Annotated in this window: 24 protein-coding genes and 1 riboswitch; all 24 genes read left to right on the top strand. The window is 38.7% G+C overall.

Going from position 1 to position 18,500, the window contains the following annotated elements; genetic code table 11:
- Positions 1-3 precede the first annotated feature (3 nt).
- Complete coding sequence (gene rpmD / locus HNQ94_RS18035; protein WP_174497653.1) at positions 4-186, top strand: 50S ribosomal protein L30; 183 nt, start codon at positions 4-6, stop codon at positions 184-186.
- 27 nt (positions 187-213) lie between these two features.
- Complete coding sequence (gene rplO / locus HNQ94_RS18030) at positions 214-654, top strand: 50S ribosomal protein L15 (protein WP_174497654.1); 441 nt, start codon at positions 214-216, stop codon at positions 652-654.
- 2 nt (positions 655-656) lie between these two features.
- Positions 657-1,946 (top strand): preprotein translocase subunit SecY, encoded by a 1,290-nt coding sequence (secY, locus tag HNQ94_RS18025; RefSeq protein WP_174497655.1) that lies wholly within the window; start codon positions 657-659, stop codon positions 1,944-1,946.
- A gap of 48 nt (positions 1,947-1,994) precedes the next feature.
- Positions 1,995-2,648 carry an adenylate kinase gene (locus HNQ94_RS18020; protein WP_174497656.1) on the top strand — a complete coding sequence of 218 codons (654 nt, stop codon included), beginning with the start codon at positions 1,995-1,997 and terminating at the stop codon, positions 2,646-2,648.
- Positions 2,645-3,391, top strand: a complete 747-nt coding sequence (gene map / locus HNQ94_RS18015) for a type I methionyl aminopeptidase (RefSeq protein ID WP_174497657.1) — start codon at positions 2,645-2,647, stop codon at positions 3,389-3,391. Before HNQ94_RS18020 ends, map begins: the two co-directional genes overlap by 4 nt.
- Before the next feature lie 16 nt (positions 3,392-3,407).
- The gene (locus HNQ94_RS18010; RefSeq protein ID WP_174497658.1) at positions 3,408-3,743 is read left to right on the top strand and encodes a KOW domain-containing RNA-binding protein; all 336 of its coding nucleotides are present in this window, start codon (positions 3,408-3,410) and stop codon (positions 3,741-3,743) included.
- On the top strand, positions 3,721-3,939 hold the full coding sequence (gene infA, locus HNQ94_RS18005; protein ID WP_174497659.1) for a translation initiation factor IF-1: 219 nt from the start codon (positions 3,721-3,723) through the stop codon (positions 3,937-3,939). The genes HNQ94_RS18010 and infA overlap by 23 nt, the downstream gene beginning before the upstream one ends.
- 35 nt (positions 3,940-3,974) lie before the next feature.
- The gene (gene rpmJ / locus HNQ94_RS18000) at positions 3,975-4,088 is read left to right on the top strand and encodes a 50S ribosomal protein L36 (protein WP_003156543.1); all 114 of its coding nucleotides are present in this window, start codon (positions 3,975-3,977) and stop codon (positions 4,086-4,088) included.
- Between the two features lie 17 nt (positions 4,089-4,105).
- Complete coding sequence (gene rpsM, locus HNQ94_RS17995) at positions 4,106-4,471, top strand: 30S ribosomal protein S13 (protein ID WP_174497660.1); 366 nt, start codon at positions 4,106-4,108, stop codon at positions 4,469-4,471.
- Between the two features lie 22 nt (positions 4,472-4,493).
- Positions 4,494-4,889: a 30S ribosomal protein S11 gene (gene rpsK / locus HNQ94_RS17990; protein ID WP_174497661.1), complete on the top strand. Its 396-nt coding sequence runs from the start codon at positions 4,494-4,496 to the stop codon at positions 4,887-4,889.
- A gap of 189 nt (positions 4,890-5,078) precedes the next feature.
- Entirely contained in the window at positions 5,079-6,023 is a 945-nt protein-coding gene (locus HNQ94_RS17985) for a DNA-directed RNA polymerase subunit alpha (protein WP_174497662.1), read from the top strand.
- Between the two features lie 41 nt (positions 6,024-6,064).
- Positions 6,065-6,427: a 50S ribosomal protein L17 gene (gene rplQ, locus HNQ94_RS17980; RefSeq protein ID WP_174497663.1), complete on the top strand. Its 363-nt coding sequence runs from the start codon at positions 6,065-6,067 to the stop codon at positions 6,425-6,427.
- A gap of 305 nt (positions 6,428-6,732) precedes the next feature.
- On the top strand, positions 6,733-7,569 hold the full coding sequence (locus tag HNQ94_RS17975; protein ID WP_174497664.1) for an energy-coupling factor ABC transporter ATP-binding protein: 837 nt from the start codon (positions 6,733-6,735) through the stop codon (positions 7,567-7,569).
- Positions 7,545-8,417 (top strand): energy-coupling factor ABC transporter ATP-binding protein, encoded by an 873-nt coding sequence (locus HNQ94_RS17970; RefSeq protein ID WP_174497665.1) that lies wholly within the window; start codon positions 7,545-7,547, stop codon positions 8,415-8,417. Before HNQ94_RS17975 ends, HNQ94_RS17970 begins: the two co-directional genes overlap by 25 nt.
- Complete coding sequence (locus HNQ94_RS17965) at positions 8,410-9,207, top strand: energy-coupling factor transporter transmembrane component T family protein (protein ID WP_174497666.1); 798 nt, start codon at positions 8,410-8,412, stop codon at positions 9,205-9,207. The genes HNQ94_RS17970 and HNQ94_RS17965 overlap by 8 nt, the downstream gene beginning before the upstream one ends.
- Before the next feature lie 14 nt (positions 9,208-9,221).
- A complete protein-coding gene (gene truA, locus HNQ94_RS17960; protein ID WP_174497667.1) occupies positions 9,222-9,989 on the top strand; it encodes a tRNA pseudouridine(38-40) synthase TruA in 768 nt (255 codons plus the stop codon).
- A 69-nt stretch (positions 9,990-10,058) separates the two neighbouring features.
- A riboswitch (purine riboswitch) is annotated at positions 10,059-10,160 on the top strand.
- Positions 10,161-10,263: 103 nt separating this feature from the next.
- Positions 10,264-10,755 (top strand): 5-(carboxyamino)imidazole ribonucleotide mutase, encoded by a 492-nt coding sequence (gene purE / locus HNQ94_RS17955; protein WP_174497668.1) that lies wholly within the window; start codon positions 10,264-10,266, stop codon positions 10,753-10,755.
- The gene (gene purK / locus HNQ94_RS17950) at positions 10,746-11,894 is read left to right on the top strand and encodes a 5-(carboxyamino)imidazole ribonucleotide synthase (RefSeq protein WP_174497691.1); all 1,149 of its coding nucleotides are present in this window, start codon (positions 10,746-10,748) and stop codon (positions 11,892-11,894) included. Before purE ends, purK begins: the two co-directional genes overlap by 10 nt.
- Entirely contained in the window at positions 11,891-13,186 is a 1,296-nt protein-coding gene (gene purB / locus HNQ94_RS17945; protein WP_174497669.1) for an adenylosuccinate lyase, read from the top strand. The genes purK and purB overlap by 4 nt, the downstream gene beginning before the upstream one ends.
- A 25-nt stretch (positions 13,187-13,211) precedes the next feature.
- Positions 13,212-13,931, top strand: coding sequence for a phosphoribosylaminoimidazolesuccinocarboxamide synthase (gene purC / locus HNQ94_RS17940; protein WP_174497670.1), 720 nt, complete (start codon positions 13,212-13,214; stop codon positions 13,929-13,931).
- A complete protein-coding gene (purS, locus tag HNQ94_RS17935) occupies positions 13,924-14,175 on the top strand; it encodes a phosphoribosylformylglycinamidine synthase subunit PurS (RefSeq protein WP_174497671.1) in 252 nt (83 codons plus the stop codon). Before purC ends, purS begins: the two co-directional genes overlap by 8 nt.
- The gene (purQ, locus tag HNQ94_RS17930) at positions 14,172-14,858 is read left to right on the top strand and encodes a phosphoribosylformylglycinamidine synthase subunit PurQ (RefSeq protein WP_174497672.1); all 687 of its coding nucleotides are present in this window, start codon (positions 14,172-14,174) and stop codon (positions 14,856-14,858) included. Before purS ends, purQ begins: the two co-directional genes overlap by 4 nt.
- Positions 14,842-17,073, top strand: a complete 2,232-nt coding sequence (gene purL / locus HNQ94_RS17925) for a phosphoribosylformylglycinamidine synthase subunit PurL (protein ID WP_174497673.1) — start codon at positions 14,842-14,844, stop codon at positions 17,071-17,073. The genes purQ and purL overlap by 17 nt, the downstream gene beginning before the upstream one ends.
- Positions 17,049-18,473: an amidophosphoribosyltransferase gene (gene purF / locus HNQ94_RS17920; RefSeq protein WP_174497674.1), complete on the top strand. Its 1,425-nt coding sequence runs from the start codon at positions 17,049-17,051 to the stop codon at positions 18,471-18,473. Before purL ends, purF begins: the two co-directional genes overlap by 25 nt.
- Positions 18,474-18,500 lie beyond the last annotated feature (27 nt).

Here is an 18,500-nt window from a genome sequence, read left to right as displayed (position 1 = left end):
AACATGGCAACTAAATTAGAAGTTACCCTCACTAGAAGCCTGATCGGAAGACCTGAGGATCAACGTAAAACAGTAAAAGCTTTAGGACTTAGAAAAATCCGTCAAACAGTGGTTCATGAAGATTCACCTGCAATTCGTGGTATGGTGAATAAAGTGTCCCATCTTGTTTCGGTAAAAGAAGCTTAATCATAAAAGCTAAGAGGAGGTGCTACCATGAAACTCCATGAATTAAAATCTGCAGAAGGAACTCGCAAAAAGCGTAACCGAGTAGGACGCGGGATGGCATCTGGTAACGGTAAGACTGCTGGTCGTGGCCATAAAGGTCAAAACGCTCGTTCAGGTGGTGGTGTTCGCCCAGGTTTTGAAGGTGGTCAAATGCCATTATTCCAACGTCTTCCTAAGCGTGGATTTACAAACATTCACCGTAAAGAGTTCGCAATTGTTAATTTGGATACGTTAAACCGTTTTGATGAAGGTACAGAAGTTACTCCGGAATTGTTGATCGAAACTGGAGTAGTGAGCAACATGAAGTCAGGCGTTAAAATTCTGGCTAAAGGTAATTTGGAAAAGAAATTAACTGTAAAAGCTCACAAGTTCTCTGCTTCAGCTAAAGAAGCTATTGAAGCAGCGGGCGGTCAAACTGAGGTGATTTAATCATGTTCCGTACACTCTCCAATTTTATGCGCGTAACAGACATTAGACGGAAAATTCTATTCACCTTAATGGCCTTAGTAATTTTTCGCCTTGGTACGTTTATCCCTGTGCCATTTACAAATAAAGATGCAATAGACTTTATGAATGAAACAAATGTATTTGGTTTTCTAGATACATTTGGAGGTGGAGCATTAAGTCAATTCTCTATCTTCGCAATGGGGATTATGCCATACATTACAGCTTCCATCGTCATGCAATTATTGCAAATGGATGTTGTACCAAAATTCGCTGAGTGGAAAAAACAAGGTGAAGTAGGGCGTAAAAAGCTAGCTCAGTTTACTCGTTACGGTACTGTTGTATTGGCTTTTGTTCAAGCAATCGTTATGTCAGTTGGTTTTAACGCTATGACTGGTGGTCAATTAATTGGTAACCCTGGATTTTTCACTTACTTGATTATTGCCATTGTGTTAACTGGTGGTACTACTTTCCTGATGTGGTTAGGTGAACAAATTACCGCTAACGGTGTAGGTAATGGAATTTCCATTCTAATCTTTGCTGGTATCGTTGCTGCTATTCCAACAGGGGTAAACCAGTTGTATGAAAAATACATCACTGGTGCAGGCGACCAGTTATTTATAAATCTTGTAATTGTAGCATTGATCGTGTTAGTAGTTCTTGCAATTGTAGTTGGAGTAGTGTTCATTCAACAAGCATTACGTAAAATTCCAGTACAATATGCAAAACGACAAGTGAATCGTTCTCCAGTTGGTGGACATTCAACACATCTACCATTGAAAGTTAATGCTGCGGGAGTTATTCCAGTAATCTTTGCTATATCATTTCTTATTGCTCCTAGAACAGTCGCAGGATTTTTCGAAGGACCAGTAGCAGATTTTATAGAAAGAATCTTTAACTACGAAGAACCTATTGGAATGCTAATCTATGTAGCTCTAATCATTGCATTCACATACTTCTATTCATTTGTTCAAGTTAATCCTGAGCAAATGGCAGAAAACCTAAAGAAACAAGGCGGGTATGTTCCAGGTATTCGTCCAGGTAAAAATACAGAAACGTATTTGACTCGAGTAATGTATCGTTTAACTTTTGTTGGGGCTATATTCCTTGCAGCCATTTCTGTTTTACCAATTGTTTTAGGGTCGTTAGCAGGCTTACCATCAGCTGTTCAAATTGGAGGAACGAGCTTGTTAATCGTAGTAGGTGTTGCACTTGAGACAATGAAACAACTAGAGAGTCAATTAGTAAAACGCCACTATAAAGGTTTTATTAAATAAACAGCCCATTATGCTTGGTATGGTTAAATGAGAGCGAGGGGAAAGAACTTGAATTTAATTTTAATGGGACTGCCTGGTGCCGGCAAAGGTACACAAGCAGAAAAAATTGTTGAAAAGTATGGAATCCCTCATATCTCAACAGGAGATATGTTCCGTTCTGCCATTAAAGAAGGAACAGAGTTAGGTAATAAAGCAAAATCTTTTATGGATAAAGGTGAACTTGTACCAGATGAAGTAACGATTGGTATTGTTCGTGAACGTTTAGGCAAACCTGATTGTAAAAAAGGTTTTCTGCTAGATGGATTTCCTAGAACGATAGCGCAAGCAGAAGCTCTAGAAAATCTATTAACAGATATGGATTCTAACATTGATTATGTTGTTCATATTCGAGTTCCACTGGAGAAGCTAATTGACCGTTTAACAGGACGACGAATTTGTCCGACTTGCGGTGCTACCTATCACGTTGAATATAATCCTCCTAAACAAGAGGGGTTATGTGATATAGATGGAAGCGAACTAATTCAACGGGACGATGACAAACCTGCAACAGTTAAGAATCGCCTTGATGTTAACATGGAACAAGCGCAACCTTTGTTAGACTTTTATGATCAAAAAGGTTACTTGGTTACGATTAATGGTGATCGAGAAATTAACGAAGTTTTCGTAGAAATTGATCAAAAGCTCGGAGGAATTTCTTCATGATCATTTGCAAAACACCACGTGAAATCGAAATTATGCGTGAGGCTGGTAGAATCGTTGCTTTAACGCATCAGGAGCTACAAAAGAATATACAGCCAGGTATCACAACAAAAGAATTGGATGTTATTGCTGAGAAGTTGATTCGCAGCATGGATGCAATTCCTTCCTTTAAAGGGTATAATGGTTTCCGTGGAAGTATTTGCGCTTCTGTAAATGAGGAATTGGTTCATGGGATTCCAGGTAATAGAAAGCTTAATGAAGGTGACATCATCAGTATTGACATTGGTGCTAAATACAACGGTTACCACGGTGATTCTGCATGGACGTATCCGGTAGGGGAAATAGATGATGAAACACAAAGACTGTTAGATGTTACAGAAAAGTCTTTATTTAAGGGCTTAGATGAAGCGAAGGCTGGAGTGAGGTTATCTAATATTTCTCACGCCATTCAGTCCTACGTCGAGCCAAAGGGATTTTCTATTGTGAGAGAATATGTTGGTCATGGAGTTGGTCAAGAACTGCATGAAGATCCACAAATTCCACACTATGGTCCTCCTAATAAAGGACCAAAGTTGAAACCAGGAATGGTTTTAGCAATAGAACCAATGGTTAACGCAGGTGAAAGATATGTTCAAACGTTAGAAGATCAATGGACCGTTGTAACTGTTGATGGTAAACGCTGCGCTCATTTTGAGCATACAATAGTCGTTACAGAAGATGGTTTTGATATATTAACAAAAGCCTAAGTGATGGTGATGATTTTTGAGTGAAACTGATTCGAGTCCGCGAATAGGTCAGATTGTTCGTATCGTTCAGGGCCGTGAGTTTGGACAGTTTGCGATTATTATAGATATAGTCAATGAACGTCTCGTTTTATTGGCAGACGGTGAGAAACGCAAATTTGACAAACCAAAATTAAAAAACTTGCAACATATTGAGCTGTGTGAGTATGTTTCACCGGAAGTTAGAAGTAGTTTATTAGAAACTGGTCGAGTTACAAACGGTAAATTGCGTTTTGCCTTATCAAAATTTGTCAATGAAAATTTGATTGATTTGAAGAAGGGAGATCAACTCGATGGCGAAAGACGATGTAATTGAAATGGAAGGTACAGTAATTGATACTTTACCTAACGCGATGTTTAAAGTGGAATTAGAGAATGGCCATACTGTATTGGCACACATTTCTGGGAAGATGCGAATGCACTTCATTCGTATTTTAGCTGGTGACAAAGTAACAGTGGAACTTTCACCTTATGATTTATCAAAAGGTCGAATTGTTTACCGTTACAAGTAAAAGTGAATGCTCCGAGTAAAAAGGAGGTAAGAGAAATGAAAGTAAGACCGTCTGTTAAACCGATTTGTGAAAAATGTAAAGTTATTCGCCGTAAAGGGAAAGTAATGGTTATTTGCGAAAATCCAAAACACAAACAGAAACAAGGATAAAGGAGGTGCGTCTCTAAATGGCACGTATTGCAGGTGTTGACATTCCTCGTGATAAGAGAATTGTTATATCTTTAACTTACATCTATGGTATTGGTAAAACAACAGCAGAAAAAATCGTTGAAGCATCAGGTGTTTCTAGTGAAACACGTGTACGCGATTTAACAGAAGATGAGTTAGGCCGAATCCGTACAGCAGTTAACGATTTTACTGTTGAAGGTGACCTTCGTCGTGAAATTTCATTAAATGTTAAACGTTTAATTGAAATCGGTTCTTATCGTGGAATCCGCCATCGTCGTGGATTACCAGTAAGAGGACAGAATACGAAGAATAACTCCCGTACGCGTAAAGGTCCTAAACGTACAGTTGCGAATAAGAAAAAATAACGCAAAGGAGGTAAGCTAAATAATGGCTCGTAAAACTACAGCAACACGTAAAAAACGTAAAGTCAAAAAGAATATTGACTCGGGTGTGGCTCATATCCGATCAACATTCAACAACACAATTGTAACAATTACAGATACACATGGTAATGCAATTGGATGGAGCAGTGCTGGTGCTTTAGGATTTAAAGGTTCTCGTAAATCTACACCATTTGCTGCACAAATGGCTGCTGAAGCTGCTGCAAAATCTTCTATGGAACATGGTTTGAAAACGATAGAAGTAGCAGTTAAAGGCCCTGGTGCAGGACGTGAAGCAGCAATTCGTGCTCTTCAAGCTGCAGGCCTTGAAGTAACAGCGATTGTTGATGTTACACCGGTACCTCATAACGGGTGCCGCCCACCAAAACGTCGTCGTGTTTAATATCGTTTTGTATAGACATTTGTCACCCTGTCTATAATGGGTTATGATAGCTAAAAACACCATGGCACGGACAACAGGACATTCCGGTTTCACGTGCAAGCACGGGGGACTTGCCTACCTGAGGAATTTCGGTTAGACACCAGTGCTTGTCTAGCCGGGGTTTCGACGTTTTGAAGGAGGGTTTTATTGATGATTGAAATTGAAAAACCAAAAATTGAGACGGTTAAAGTAAGCGAAGATGCGACATTTGGTAAATTTGTTGTGGAACCACTAGAACGTGGTTATGGAACAACAATGGGTAACTCACTAAGACGTATCCTATTATCCTCTCTTCCAGGAGCAGCAGTAACATCTATACAAATTGACGGAGTTCTTCATGAGTTCTCAACAGTTGATGGTGTAGTAGAAGATGTTACAACCATTATTTTAAATCTGAAGAAGTTGGCTTTAAAAATCTATTCTGATGAACCTAAAACAATGGAAATTGATGTTCAAGGAGAAGGAAAAGTTACGGCTGCAGACATTACGCATGATAGTGATGTGGAAATCCTAAATCCGGATTTGCATATTGCTACACTATCAAGCAATGCTCATTTGCGTATGCGTATTTTTGCAGAACGTGGACGTGGGTACCGTCCTGCAGAGGACAACAAGCGAGAAGACCAACCAATCGGCGTTATCCCTGTTGACTCAATCTTCACACCTGTATCACGTGTGACTTTCCAAGTGGAAAACACTCGTGTTGGTCAAGTGGCAAATTTTGATAAGTTAACATTAGATGTATGGACAGATGGCAGTATTCGACCAGAAGAAGCAGTATCGTTAGGTGCAAAAATATTCACAGAACATCTCAATATATTTGTAGGTCTTACAGATGAAGCTCAAAACGCAGAAATCATGGTAGAAAAAGAAGAAGATCAAAAAGAGAAAGTACTTGAAATGACTATTGAAGAACTTGATCTTTCTGTTCGATCTTACAACTGTTTGAAACGCGCTGGAATTAATTCGGTTCAAGAACTAGCTCAAAAATCTGAAGAAGATATGATGAAAGTTCGTAACCTTGGCCGTAAATCACTTGATGAAGTAAAAATTAAATTGCAAGACCTTGGATTAGGCTTGCGTAATGATGATTAATTAAGGCATCTTAAGATTTTCCGAAAAAGGAGGGAATCGATATGGCTAAAGCTAAGCTTGGTCGTACAACTGATCAACGCATGGCATTACTCCGTAACCTTGCCACAGATTTAATTGTACATGAGCGGATTGAAACTACTGAGGCGAAAGCAAAAGAGCTTCGTTCAGTTGTAGACAAAATGATTACTCTTGGTAAACGCGGTGATTTGCATGCGCGCCGTCAAGCTGAATCATTTTTGCGTAAAGTAGAAGCAGGTGAAGAGGAAACTCAAACTGCTTTGCAAAAACTTTTCGCAGAAGTTGCACCACGTTATGAAGACCGTCAAGGTGGTTATACACGCATCCTTAAATTAGGTGCGCGCCGTGGAGACGGAGCTAACATGGTGATCATTGAACTAGTTTAATGATACGATACGATAAAAGGGTAGGACAGCATCTTTAACAAGAGGTTGGTTCCCACCCTTTTTTTGTTGCTCTTATATTGAAAATCAAAATCAGTATAGCTGGACCTAAACCACCTCTATATATCGAGGAATATGATAGTTTTTAGTATAGGGCAATGACGCTCTTAAATATAAATGCACTTACCAAAAAATATGTGTACATTTCATTTAAGAAATAATCTTTCCTTTTGTGATAAAATGGGAACAAGTATTATATTACCCGGGAAATACAAGTGTGAGAAGAGAAGAGCGGAGGGAAGAAATAGATGAGCAGCTTTATAGAATTTAAACACATACACTTTAAGTATCAGCAAGGCGAGGATTGGGCTTTAAAGGATGTATCCTTTCATATAGAAGATAATGAGTGGGTAGCTATTATTGGTCATAATGGTTCAGGGAAGTCCACTATAGCTAAATTAATGAATGGCCTTCTATTTCCACAGGAGGGAGAAATACGAGTTCAAGACTTAGTTGTGAATGAAGAAACGATATGGGATGTTAGAAAGAAAGTTGGGATGGTATTTCAAAATCCTGATAATCAGTTTGTTGGGACAACCGTTGTAGATGATGTTGCTTTTGGATTAGAAAATCATGGTATACCCCGAGAAGAAATGATTACACGTATAGATAATAGCTTACGTGCTGTTAATATGGAAGATTATTATAATCATGAACCTCATCGACTATCTGGGGGGCAAAAACAGCGTGTTGCTATCGCTAGCGTATTGGCTGTGGCACCGGAACTTGTTATTTTTGATGAGGCAACGGCTATGCTAGACCCAAAAGGAAGAGCGACCATTATGGAAACGGTCCAACAGGTAAGAGAGACTAAAAATGTTTCTATTGTAACGATTACCCATGATCTAAATGAGGTTACTTTTGCTGATCGTGTTATTGTCATGAACGAAGGAAAAGTCTGGTTTGAAGGAACACCAAGAGAAGTCTTTAAGCAACACGAAGAACTTCAGAAGATTGGTTTAGATACTCCTTTTGTAACACAAGTTTCAAGGGTGCTAGAATCGAAAGGAATCAACTTAGTAAAAGAACCTATAAATCATAAGGAATTGATGGATGAGCTATGGACATTATATTCAATAAAGTAAGTCATATATATCAACCGAACACACCCTTTGAATTTAAAGCTTTAGAGAATGTGTCTTTTCACATACAATCAGGCTCTTATGTAGCTATAATTGGTCACACGGGTTCAGGAAAGTCTACCCTCATTCAGCACCTTAACGGTTTAGTTAAACCAACTAGTGGTGAAGTAAAGATTGGTGATTATGTCATAACACCCGAGAAAAAACTGAAGGACGTTATGACATTAAGAGAGAAAGTCGGCATTGTTTTCCAATACCCTGAACATCAACTATTTGAAGAAACTGTGGAGAAGGATATATCATTTGGTCCACAAAATTTCAATATAGCTCAAGAGGTTGTTCAAAAGCGCATCCCTGAATTATTAAAGGCTGTTCAATTACCAGAAAACATTTTACAGCGATCCCCATTTGATTTGAGTGGCGGTCAGATGAGGAGAGTAGCTATTGCTGGTGTTCTAGTTATGGATCCAAAGATTCTCGTGTTGGATGAGCCGACAGCCGGTCTAGATCCAAGGGGGCAAAAGGAAATAATGGATATGTTTTATCGAGTACATCAAGAAGAAGAAAGAACGACGATACTCGTAACACATAGTATGGAAGATGCCTTAAAATATGCGGATCATGTTATTATAATGGATCACGGAAAAGTTTACATGGAGGGTCCTCCTTTAGAAATATTTAAAGATCAGGAAGCTTTAAATAACGTTGGATTAGACATACCAGAAGTCATACAATTTTTAAATAAATTAGAATCAAAATTTCATATTAGTATCCCTTTTCGGGGACAGTCCGTCGAACAGTTAGGCAAGGAAGTGGCGGAAGCGTTCAAAAGGGGGGATAAGAGTGAGTAACTCTTTTATTATAGGGCAATATGTACCAGGAAGTTCAATTGTCCATCGATTAGACCCCCGCACGAAAATTACGATTATTTTCTTTTTTGTCATTATCATATTTTTTGCAAATAATTTACTCAGTTATGGCGTTCTTGCGTTTTTCGCGCTATTAAGTATGTTTACTACGAAGATAAAAATATCGTATATATTAAAAGGGTTAAAACCTGTTTGGTTTATTGTTATTTTTACCTTTATCCTTCATTTACTTGTAACGAAGGATGGCGAAGTGTTGTTTTCTATATTTTCTTTTGAAGTGTACTCGGGAGCTTTATATAAGGGGTTAGAAATTTCTTTGCGTTTTACCCTATTAATTTTGATGACTAGCCTCCTCACACTCACCACAACGCCTATTTCGATTACAGATGGAGTAGAAAGCATGTTAAACCCTTTACGAAAAATTCATTTTCCTGTACATGAACTCGCTTTAATGATGTCTATTTCGTTACGTTTCATTCCAACGCTAATGCAAGAAACGGAAAAGATTTCAAAAGCACAGGCTTCAAGGGGTGTTGACTTCCGTACGGGAAAGATGAAAGAAAGAATAAAAGCCGTTGTCCCACTTTTAGTTCCTTTATTTGTTAGTGCCTTTAAACGAGCGGAAGAACTAGCTATGGCAATGGAAGCCAGGGGATACAATGGTGGGGAAGGTAGAACAAAGTTTCGGGAGTTAAAGCTACAACGTGTTGATGCTTTTATTTTCATCTTCTCAGCATTAATTTTAGTCGTTTTTTTCTTTACTAGAGTATAAAAAGGATGAGATGGATGCAAAGAGTGAAATGTACCATTCGGTATGATGGAACAAACTTTTATGGGTTTCAAGTACAACCAAATAAACGAACAGTCCAATTAGAGGTAGAGAATGCACTACAGAAGATGCATAATGAGTTGATTAGAATAATCCCTTCTGGTAGAACAGATACTGGAGTGCATGCTGTTGGACAGGTTATTCATTTTGATAGTCCTTTAACTATTGATGAAAAAGGTTGGAAAAAAGCACTAACTTCATTACTTCCATCTGATATTCAAATAGTAGACGTAAAAAAAGTAGAGGATTCTTTTCATGCTCGGTATGATGTGCAACAAAAGGAGTACCGCTATCGAATCCACAATTTTTCCGAAAGAGATATTTTCAGAAGAAATTATGTGTGTTATGTCCCAGAGTTGCTTCATATTGATAAAATGGAAGAGGCGTGCACGTATTTAAAGGGCACACATGATTTTACATCTTTTAGTTCAGCCAAGTCGACTGTCAAAGGTGATAAAATTAGAACATTGTATGACGTTCGTTGTTTGAAGGAAGGAAATGATATTGTCATTCGGGTAGTAGGAAGTGGATTTCTTTACAATATGGTTAGAATTATAGCTGGAACATTAATTGAAATAGGCAAAGGAAAAAGGTTACCAGAGGATATTCAACCTATTATAGAGGGTAAGGACCGGTCGCTTGCTGGTAAAACAGCACCACCTCAAGGGTTATACTTATGGCACGTATCTTATAATGAGGACTTTACGAACATTAAATATAAATAAAATAAATTTGTTCGTAAAAATAGATGAAATCAATATTGTGCCGTGTTATAATGTCGATGAATCCATTAAAAATATATAATATATACCTCTCATATAAAGTTGGGAATATGGCCCAAAAGTTTCTACCTAGTTACCGTAAATAACTAGACTATGAGGGGAAGTGTATCTATGCTTTGAATAGAATTTTTCAAGGTGCAGTCTACTTTCTCTCGTTTATTTGAGGGATTGTGACTGCACTTTTTTGCTTTATAAAACATAGTGGAGTGGTGATAAAGTGAAACCGTTAGTTGGCGTTATTATGGGGAGTACATCTGATTGGGAAACAATGATTCATGCCTGCAAAATACTTGAAGAATGTGGAGTGCCGTATGAGAAAAAGGTCGTATCAGCCCATCGCACTCCTGACTACATGTTCCAATATGCTGAAAATGCAAAAAAGAAAGGTTTAAAAGTAATTATTGCTGGAGCCGGTGGCGCTGCCCATTTACCAGGAATGGTAGCTGCTAAAACAACTCTTCCTGTCATCGGGGTGCCAGTTAAAACAAGTACATTAAATGGGTTAGACTCGTTACTATCGATTGTTCAAATGCCTGGAGGTGTTCCAGTAGCAACAGTCGCTATTGGTAAGGCAGGTGCAACAAATGCAGGTTTATTAGCATGCCAAATACTAGCTACGCAATATAAAGAGTTTGATGAAAAAATAGAGCAGCGTCGTGAAGAAACGAAACAAAAAGTGGAACAAAGCAGTGAGGAGCTATCGTTGTGAAAACAATTTTACCTGGACAGACAATAGGCATTATTGGTGGGGGTCAACTCGGTAGAATGATGGCTATTGCCGCAAAAGAAATGGGCTATAAAATTGCTGTGCTAGACCCTACTAAAAATTCTCCTACTGGACAAATAGCTGATATGGAAGTGGTTGCGCCTTTTCATGACCTAGATGCAGCAAAACGTCTAGCTGAAACGAGCGATATTATTACATATGAATTTGAAAACATTGATGTAGGAGTTTTAGCTTGGCTCGAGGACCATGCTTACTTACCCCAAGGAAGTGAGCTAATAAGAACGACGCAAGATCGTGCTTATGAAAAAGAGGCTATAGAAAAAAGTAATGCTAAAGTTGTTCCTTATTATCTAGTAAATACGTTAGAAGACTTAACTAAAGCGACACAAATTATTGGTATTCCTTCCGTTTTAAAAACACGAAGAGGCGGATATGATGGCAAAGGTCAAGTAATGATTCGTGATGAGGCAGACGTAAAAGAGGCAAAAACACTATTAAAGTATGGCCCTTGTATTTTGGAAAAGTTTTTAGACTTTGAACAGGAAATTTCTGTTGTTGTCAATCGGAGTGTAGCTGGGGAAACAAAGGCTTTTCCAGTAGCTGAAAATATTCATGTGGACCATATTCTAATGCAATCTATTGTACCTGCAAGAATTTCCGAAAACATCAAAACCCAGGCAGAGAGTTTAGCTATTAATTTAGCGGAATCTATGCAAATGGTTGGTACTTTAGGTGTTGAAATGTTTTTAACGAGAGACGGAGACATTTTCATTAATGAACTCGCACCTCGCCCGCACAATTCGGGTCACTACACAATGAATGGTTGTAACACTTCACAGTTTGAACAACACATAAGAGCTATTTGTAATTGGCCATTAGGCTCTACTAAGCTTATAGATCCTATTGTTATGATGAACATTCTCGGTGAACATATGGAAAAAACGATTGAAGCAATACCGCAATTTGACTCCTGTAAGCTCCATTTATATGGCAAGGATGAAGTAAAACACAAGCGTAAAATGGGTCACCTTAACATATTAGGTGAAGATGTTGAAAGCATCATTGAAAAAATAAATACACTTACTATTTGGTTGCCAGATAAACAGGAGGCTAAACAATGATTGAAAGATATACACGACCAGAAATGGGAGCAATTTGGACAGAGGAAAACAAATTTCAAGCTTGGTTAGAGGTAGAAATATTAGCTTGTGAAGCTTGGTCCGAGTTAGGAGTTATTCCGAAAGAAGACGTAGAAAAGCTTCGTGAAAAAGCATCTTTCCAAATAGAACGAATTCATGAAATTGAAGAGGAAACTAGACATGATGTGGTTGCTTTTACACGCGCTGTTTCGGAAACAGTAGGGGAAGAAAGAAAATGGGTCCATTACGGGTTAACTTCAACAGATGTTGTAGATACAGCCCTGTCTTATTTAATAAAACAGGCTAATAACATATTACGGTTAGACATCCATCGCTTTATCGATATTTTAAAAGAGAAAGCAAAGGAACATAAATATACCTTGCAAATGGGACGTACACACGGAGTTCATGCAGAACCAACAACATTTGGATTAAAGCTTGCTCTTTGGTATGAAGAAATGAAAAGAAATTTAGAACGATTCGATCATGCAGCTAAAGGGATAGAGTTCGGTAAAGTTTCTGGAGCTGTTGGGACGTATGCAAACATTGACCCGTTCGTAGAGCAATACGTATGTGAAAAGTTAGGGTTAACGCCTGCCCCAATATCAACACAAACACTTCAACGAGACAGACATGCTCATTATTTAGGTGCGTTGGCTTTAATTGCAACGTCTATTGAAAAAATGGCAGTAGAAATACGAGGATTGCAAAAAAGTGAAACACGTGAAGTGGAAGAGTTTTTTGCTAAAGGGCAAAAGGGCTCCTCTGCAATGCCGCATAAACGTAATCCTATTGGATCGGAAAACATGACTGGGTTATCCCGTGTTATAAGAGGATATATGCTAACGGCCTATGAAAACGTTCCTTTATGGCATGAAAGGGATATTTCTCACTCGTCTGCCGAACGAATTATTTTACCTGATGCAACGATTGCCCTCAACTATATGTTAAATCGTTTTGGCAACATTGTGAAAAACTTAACTGTATTTGCGGACAACATGAAACAAAATATGGAGCGGACATACGGATTGATATTTTCACAACGTGTGCTTCTTCGTTTAATTGATAAAGGAATGGTGAGAGAAGAAGCGTATGACCTTGTTCAGCCGCTTGCCATGGAAGCTTGGGAGACAAAGATGCCTTTTAAACATTTAGTTCAAGCAAATAAAACAATTACTTCTGTATTAAGTGATGGGGAAATAGAAGACTGCTTTGATTATAAATACCATTTAAGTAAAGTAGATATGATATTTGAGCGTTTAGATTTAGTTTAAAAAGCCAAGAAAAGGGATGGTTTTTATGCAAAAAGGTCAGCTCGTATATGAGGGTAAAGCAAAAAGATTGTATGAAACAGACCAACCTGATGTGTTGTGGGTTGAGTATAAGGATAGTGCAACTGCTTTTAACGCGGCCAAAAAAGCAACGATTGTAGGTAAAGGTAGATACAATAATGAGATTTCATCCCTCATTTTTCGTATGCTTCATAATCGGGATGTTACGAATCACTTTATCCAACAGTTATCGGAAACGGAGCAACTAGTACAAAGAACTACTATTGTACCTATAGAAGTTGTCGTCCGTAATGTTATTGCAGGTAGCTTAGCAAAACGTTTAGGGAAAGATGAAGGCATCTATCTTCCTAAGCCAATTGTGGAATATTACTACAAGGATGACGCTCTAGGTGACCCACTTATTAATGAAGATCATATTGACTATTTACAAATTGCTTCACAGCAGCAGCTGATGGACATTAAAAACCAAGCCCTAAAGGTGAATGACATTTTATCGGATATTTTCACTAGTTGTAATGTTAGATTAGTTGATTTCAAACTAGAGTTTGGGATAGATAGAGCAGGTAACGTATTACTGGCAGATGAAGTTTCACCAGATACTTGTCGTCTTTGGGATATAGAAACGAATAAGAAATTAGACAAGGATGTCTTTAGACGAGATATTGGAAGTCTTACAGAAGCATACGATATCATTTTACAACGATTAAAGGGGGAGCAAAATGTATAAGGTAAAAGTTTTCGTGACGTTAAAAAATGGTGTGTTAGATCCTCAAGGGAAGGCTGTAAAGGGAGCTTTACATAGTATGGAATATACAGCTGTACATGATGTACGTATCGGAAAATATATGGAATTAGAAATAGAGCAATTAGACAATATTGAAAAGACAGTAGAAGAAATGTGTCATCGCCTGTTAACAAATCCTGTAATGGAAGACTATCGTTATGAGGTTGAGGAGGTTATTACTCCATGAAATTCGCTGTAGTAGTGTTTCCTGGATCTAATTGTGACATCGACATGTTCCACGCTGTTCAGGACGGGTTAGGAGAAGAGGTCGAATATGTTTCCCACACGACAACAGATTTAACTGGCTATGATGCTATTTTACTTCCTGGTGGGTTTTCCTATGGCGATTATTTACGTACAGGCGCTATCGCACAGTTCTCTCCGATCATGGCAGCAGTTAAGGAAGCGGTTGAACAAGGTAAACCTATCTTAGGTGTATGCAATGGCTTTCAAATTTTATTAGAATCAGGCATTTTACCTGGTGCTATGAAGCGAAACGAACATTTAAAATTTTTGTGCCAAAATGTTCAGTTAAAAGTAGTAAACAATGAATCTATGTTCACGAGCAGATATGAAAAGGAAGAAATCATAACCATCCCGATTGCACATGGAGAAGGAAACTATGATTGTGATCAGGAAACATTAGATCAATTGAAGAAAAACAACCAAATTTTATTTCAGTATGAGGGTGTAAATCCGAATGGTTCCAAAGAAAACATTGCAGGGATTATGAATAAAAGCGGAAACGTGTTAGGAATGATGCCACACCCAGAGCGTGCGGTTGACTCATTACTTGGATGTGCTGATGGTTTACGTTTGTTTCAGTCTATTCTTACATACTGGAGGGAAAAACATGTCATTACTTCTTGAGCCAAATACAACAAAAATTAAAGAAGAGAAGCTGTATCGAGAAATGGGTTTAAGTGATGAAGAATTCTCTAAGATAGAAGAACTTCTAGGTAGAGTGCCAAACTACACGGAAACAGGTTTATTTTCTGTTATGTGGTCAGAACATTGTAGCTATAAAACGTCTAAACCGATATTAAAGAAGTTTCCTACAAAAGGTGATCGCGTTTTACAAGGGCCTGGTGAAGGTGCTGGTATTGTGGATATAAACGATGGGCAGGCAGTTGTATTTAAAATTGAGAGCCATAACCATCCATCTGCCATTGAACCATATCAAGGTGCTGCAACTGGTGTTGGAGGTATTATCCGTGACGTATTCTCAATGGGTGCTAGACCAATTGCATTATTAAACTCGCTTCGTTTTGGCAAGCTCGATAACCCAAGAGTAAAGTATTTGTTTGAAGAAGTAGTGGCAGGAATTGCTGGCTACGGCAACTGTATTGGCATTCCTACTGTCGGTGGAGAAATTCAATTTGATGATTGCTATAAAGGAAATCCACTTGTTAACGCCATGTGTGTAGGCTTAATTAATCATGAGGATATACAAAAGGGTCAAGCAAAAGGAATCGGTAATACGGTAATGTATGTAGGGGCATCGACTGGCCGGGATGGCATTCATGGTGCAACTTTTGCATCGGATGAATTAACAGATGTTTCAGATGAGGATCGTCCAGCAGTACAAGTAGGAGATCCCTTTATGGAAAAGTTATTAATGGAAGCGTGTTTAGAATTGATTAAGTCAGATGCACTTGTCGGTATTCAAGATATGGGAGCAGCTGGTTTAACTTCTTCTGCAAGTGAAATGGCAAGTAAAGCAGGAACTGGTATTGAACTTAATTTAGATGAAGTGCCACAACGGGAACTAAACATGACTCCTTATGAAATGATGTTATCTGAATCCCAAGAACGAATGTTAGTAGTTATAAAAAAAGGTCGTGAGCAAGAGGTAGTAGACTTGTTTAAAAATTACGATCTAGAAGCGAAATCAGTGGGTGTAGTAACAGATAACCAACGCTTCCGTCTTTTTCATAAAGGAGAAGTTGTCGCTGATGTTCCAGTTGATGCTTTAGCGGAAGATGCACCTGTTTATTATATGCCTTCAAAAGAACCAGCTTATTTCAAGGAAATGCAGGAACTAGAAATAGCCATACCACAAGTGAGCAATTACAATGAAATGCTACTAAAACTCTTAACGCAGCCTACCATTGCAAGTAAAGAGTGGGTTTATAATCAATATGACTATATGATTCGAACAAATACGGTTGTTGCTCCTGGCTCCGATGCTGCCGTTTTACGAATAAGAGGGACGAATAAGGCGTTAGCGATGACAACGGATTGTAATAGTAGATATTTATATTTGGATCCGGAAACAGGTGGGAAAATTGCTGTAGCGGAAGCGGCTCGAAATATAGTATGTTCCGGTGGAGAACCGTTGGCAATCACAGATGGAATCAATTTCGGAAATCCAGAAAAACCAGAAATCTTCTGGCAGCTTGAAAAAGCAACAGATGGAATGAGCGAAGCGTGTGAAAGGTTACAAACTCCTGTCATTGGTGGGAACGTATCCCTTTATAATGAAACGAATGGAAAGGCTATCTATCCTACTCCTATCGTTGGGATGGTTGGATTGGTTCACGATGTTGAGCATATTACGACCCAATCCTTTAAAGATGTGGGAGATCTTATTTATGTCATTGGTGAAACGAAGCCTGAATTTGGAGGTAGTGAGCTTCAACAAATAGTAGATGGGGATTACAGTGGGAAAGCACCTACTATTGATTTGCAGGTAGAAGCTAAACGACAAAAACAGCTTTTAGAGGCGATTCAAGCAAATGCAGTTGCATCTGCACATGACCTTTCAGAAGGTGGTTTTGCGGTAGCTTTGGCAGAATGTTTAATGGGTACGTCCTCGTTAGGAGCATATGTACAAGTGACAGGTGAGGAAGTCTCTGCACTGTTTAGTGAAACGCAATCACGTTTTGTCGTATCTGTATCACCAAATAAAAAAGAAGCGTTTGAACAAAAAGTAAAAGAGGCTATATGTATAGGCCATGTAACAAATAACGGATTGATCACGATTATAAACGAAAATGGAAATCCTCTTGTCGAAATGAATGTGTCAGAAATGAACAAAGCTTGGAAAGGGGCTATCCCATGTTTGCTGAAATCAGAGGCTTAAACGAGGAATGTGGCTTGTTCGGTGTGTGGGGTCATAAGGACGCTTCGCATTTAACGTACTATGGCTTACATAGTATGCAGCATCGCGGACAAGAGGGGACGGGTATTGTCGTTTCCGATCAACAACAATTGAAACAAAAAAAGGGTTTGGGCTTAGTAACAGAAGTATTTAATGAACAAATCTTAAATGAATTAACAGGAGATGCTGCTATCGGCCATGTTCGTTATTCTACTGCAGGAGGGGGCGGCTATGAAAATGTTCAGCCCTTCCTTTTTCACTCACAAACAGGATCGCTCGCTTTAGCACATAACGGCAATCTAGTAAACGCAATGGCATTAAGAAAGCAATTAGAAGGTGATGGGAGTATTTTTCAAACAACCTCTGATACAGAAGTGTTGGCCCACTTAGTAAAGAAAAGTAACTATTTACCGTTAGAAGTACGGATAAAAAATTCGTTACCTTTATTAAAAGGTGCATTTGCTTTTCTCATAATGACAGAAAATGAATTATACGCTGCATTAGATCCATTAGGTATGAGACCATTATCATTAGGAAAAATGGATGGAGCTTGGGTTGTGGCGTCTGAAACGTGTGCCTTTGATGTTGTTGGAGCCGAGTATGTCCGTGAAATAGAGCCAGGAGAACTAGTAATTATTGATCAACATGGCGTTAGATCTGAACAATATATTACGAAAGAAGAGCGGGCGATTTGCTCCATGGAGTATGTGTACTTTGCTCGACCTGATAGTAATGTAGACGGGATTAATATTCACTCCGCACGAAAAGCACTAGGTAAACAATTAGCCAAAGAGGCGCCTATTGAAGCGGACGTTGTGACAGGTGTTCCGGATTCTAGTATTTCAGCAGCTATAGGCTTTGCAGAAGAATCCCATATTCCTTATGAGTTAGGGTTAATTAAAAATCGGTATGTTGGTCGAACGTTTATAAAGCCTTCTCAAGAACTTCGGGAAAAAGGGGTACAAATGAAACTATCTCCGGTCCGAAAAATAGTAGAAGGCAAGCGCGTCGTGATGGTAGATGACTCTATCGTACGGGGCACGACATCACGGAGGATTGTAAACATGCTACGTGAAGCGGGGGCAAAGGAAGTACACGTGCGGATTAGTTCCCCGCCAATTACTCACCCTTGTTACTACGGGATTGATACATCCTCTTCAGAAGAGTTAATTGCTTCCTGGAACAGTGTAGAGGAAATTCGCCAAATAATTGGGGCCGATTCTCTTCGCTTTCTATCAATTGATGGAATGCTAGAAGGTATTGGTAGACCTAGTTTGATGAAAAACTGTGGACAATGTTTGGCTTGCTTTACCGGAAAGTATCCGACAGAAATATATAAAGATACAGTACGTCCGCACGAAAAGGTAGGGCTTACTTACTAATATAGGAACGGGAATAGGAGCGATTCA

It is taken from the genome of Salirhabdus euzebyi (assembly GCF_014207435.1).
In the GTDB taxonomy this organism is placed as follows: domain Bacteria; phylum Bacillota; class Bacilli; order Bacillales; family Alkalibacillaceae; genus Salirhabdus; species Salirhabdus euzebyi.
The sequence above is the reverse complement of the archived record's forward strand: the minus strand, read 5'-3'. Positions and strand labels throughout refer to the sequence as shown.

Excerpts from the sequence above, each read along its gene's own strand:
- HNQ94_RS17970 (WP_174497665.1), top strand. The coding sequence starts at position 7,545 with ATGGACATTATATTCAATAAAGTAAGTCATATATATCAACCGAACACA.
- secY (WP_174497655.1), top strand. The coding sequence starts at position 657 with ATGTTCCGTACACTCTCCAATTTTATGCGCGTAACAGACATTAGACGG.
- infA (WP_174497659.1), top strand. The coding sequence starts at position 3,721 with ATGGCGAAAGACGATGTAATTGAAATGGAAGGTACAGTAATTGATACT.
- rplO (WP_174497654.1), top strand. The coding sequence starts at position 214 with ATGAAACTCCATGAATTAAAATCTGCAGAAGGAACTCGCAAAAAGCGT.
- HNQ94_RS17985 (WP_174497662.1), top strand. The coding sequence starts at position 5,079 with ATGATTGAAATTGAAAAACCAAAAATTGAGACGGTTAAAGTAAGCGAA.
- rpsM (WP_174497660.1), top strand. The coding sequence starts at position 4,106 with ATGGCACGTATTGCAGGTGTTGACATTCCTCGTGATAAGAGAATTGTT.
- rpsK (WP_174497661.1), top strand. The coding sequence starts at position 4,494 with ATGGCTCGTAAAACTACAGCAACACGTAAAAAACGTAAAGTCAAAAAG.
- purF (WP_174497674.1), top strand. The coding sequence starts at position 17,049 with ATGTTTGCTGAAATCAGAGGCTTAAACGAGGAATGTGGCTTGTTCGGT.
- map (WP_174497657.1), top strand. The coding sequence starts at position 2,645 with ATGATCATTTGCAAAACACCACGTGAAATCGAAATTATGCGTGAGGCT.
- rplQ (WP_174497663.1), top strand. The coding sequence starts at position 6,065 with ATGGCTAAAGCTAAGCTTGGTCGTACAACTGATCAACGCATGGCATTA.
- purS (WP_174497671.1), top strand. The coding sequence starts at position 13,924 with ATGTATAAGGTAAAAGTTTTCGTGACGTTAAAAAATGGTGTGTTAGAT.
- rpmD (WP_174497653.1), top strand. The coding sequence starts at position 4 with ATGGCAACTAAATTAGAAGTTACCCTCACTAGAAGCCTGATCGGAAGA.
- purB (WP_174497669.1), top strand. The coding sequence starts at position 11,891 with ATGATTGAAAGATATACACGACCAGAAATGGGAGCAATTTGGACAGAG.
- purC (WP_174497670.1), top strand. The coding sequence starts at position 13,212 with ATGCAAAAAGGTCAGCTCGTATATGAGGGTAAAGCAAAAAGATTGTAT.
- rpmJ (WP_003156543.1), top strand. The coding sequence starts at position 3,975 with ATGAAAGTAAGACCGTCTGTTAAACCGATTTGTGAAAAATGTAAAGTT.
- HNQ94_RS17975 (WP_174497664.1), top strand. The coding sequence starts at position 6,733 with ATGAGCAGCTTTATAGAATTTAAACACATACACTTTAAGTATCAGCAA.
- purL (WP_174497673.1), top strand. The coding sequence starts at position 14,842 with ATGTCATTACTTCTTGAGCCAAATACAACAAAAATTAAAGAAGAGAAG.
- truA (WP_174497667.1), top strand. The coding sequence starts at position 9,222 with ATGCAAAGAGTGAAATGTACCATTCGGTATGATGGAACAAACTTTTAT.
- purQ (WP_174497672.1), top strand. The coding sequence starts at position 14,172 with ATGAAATTCGCTGTAGTAGTGTTTCCTGGATCTAATTGTGACATCGAC.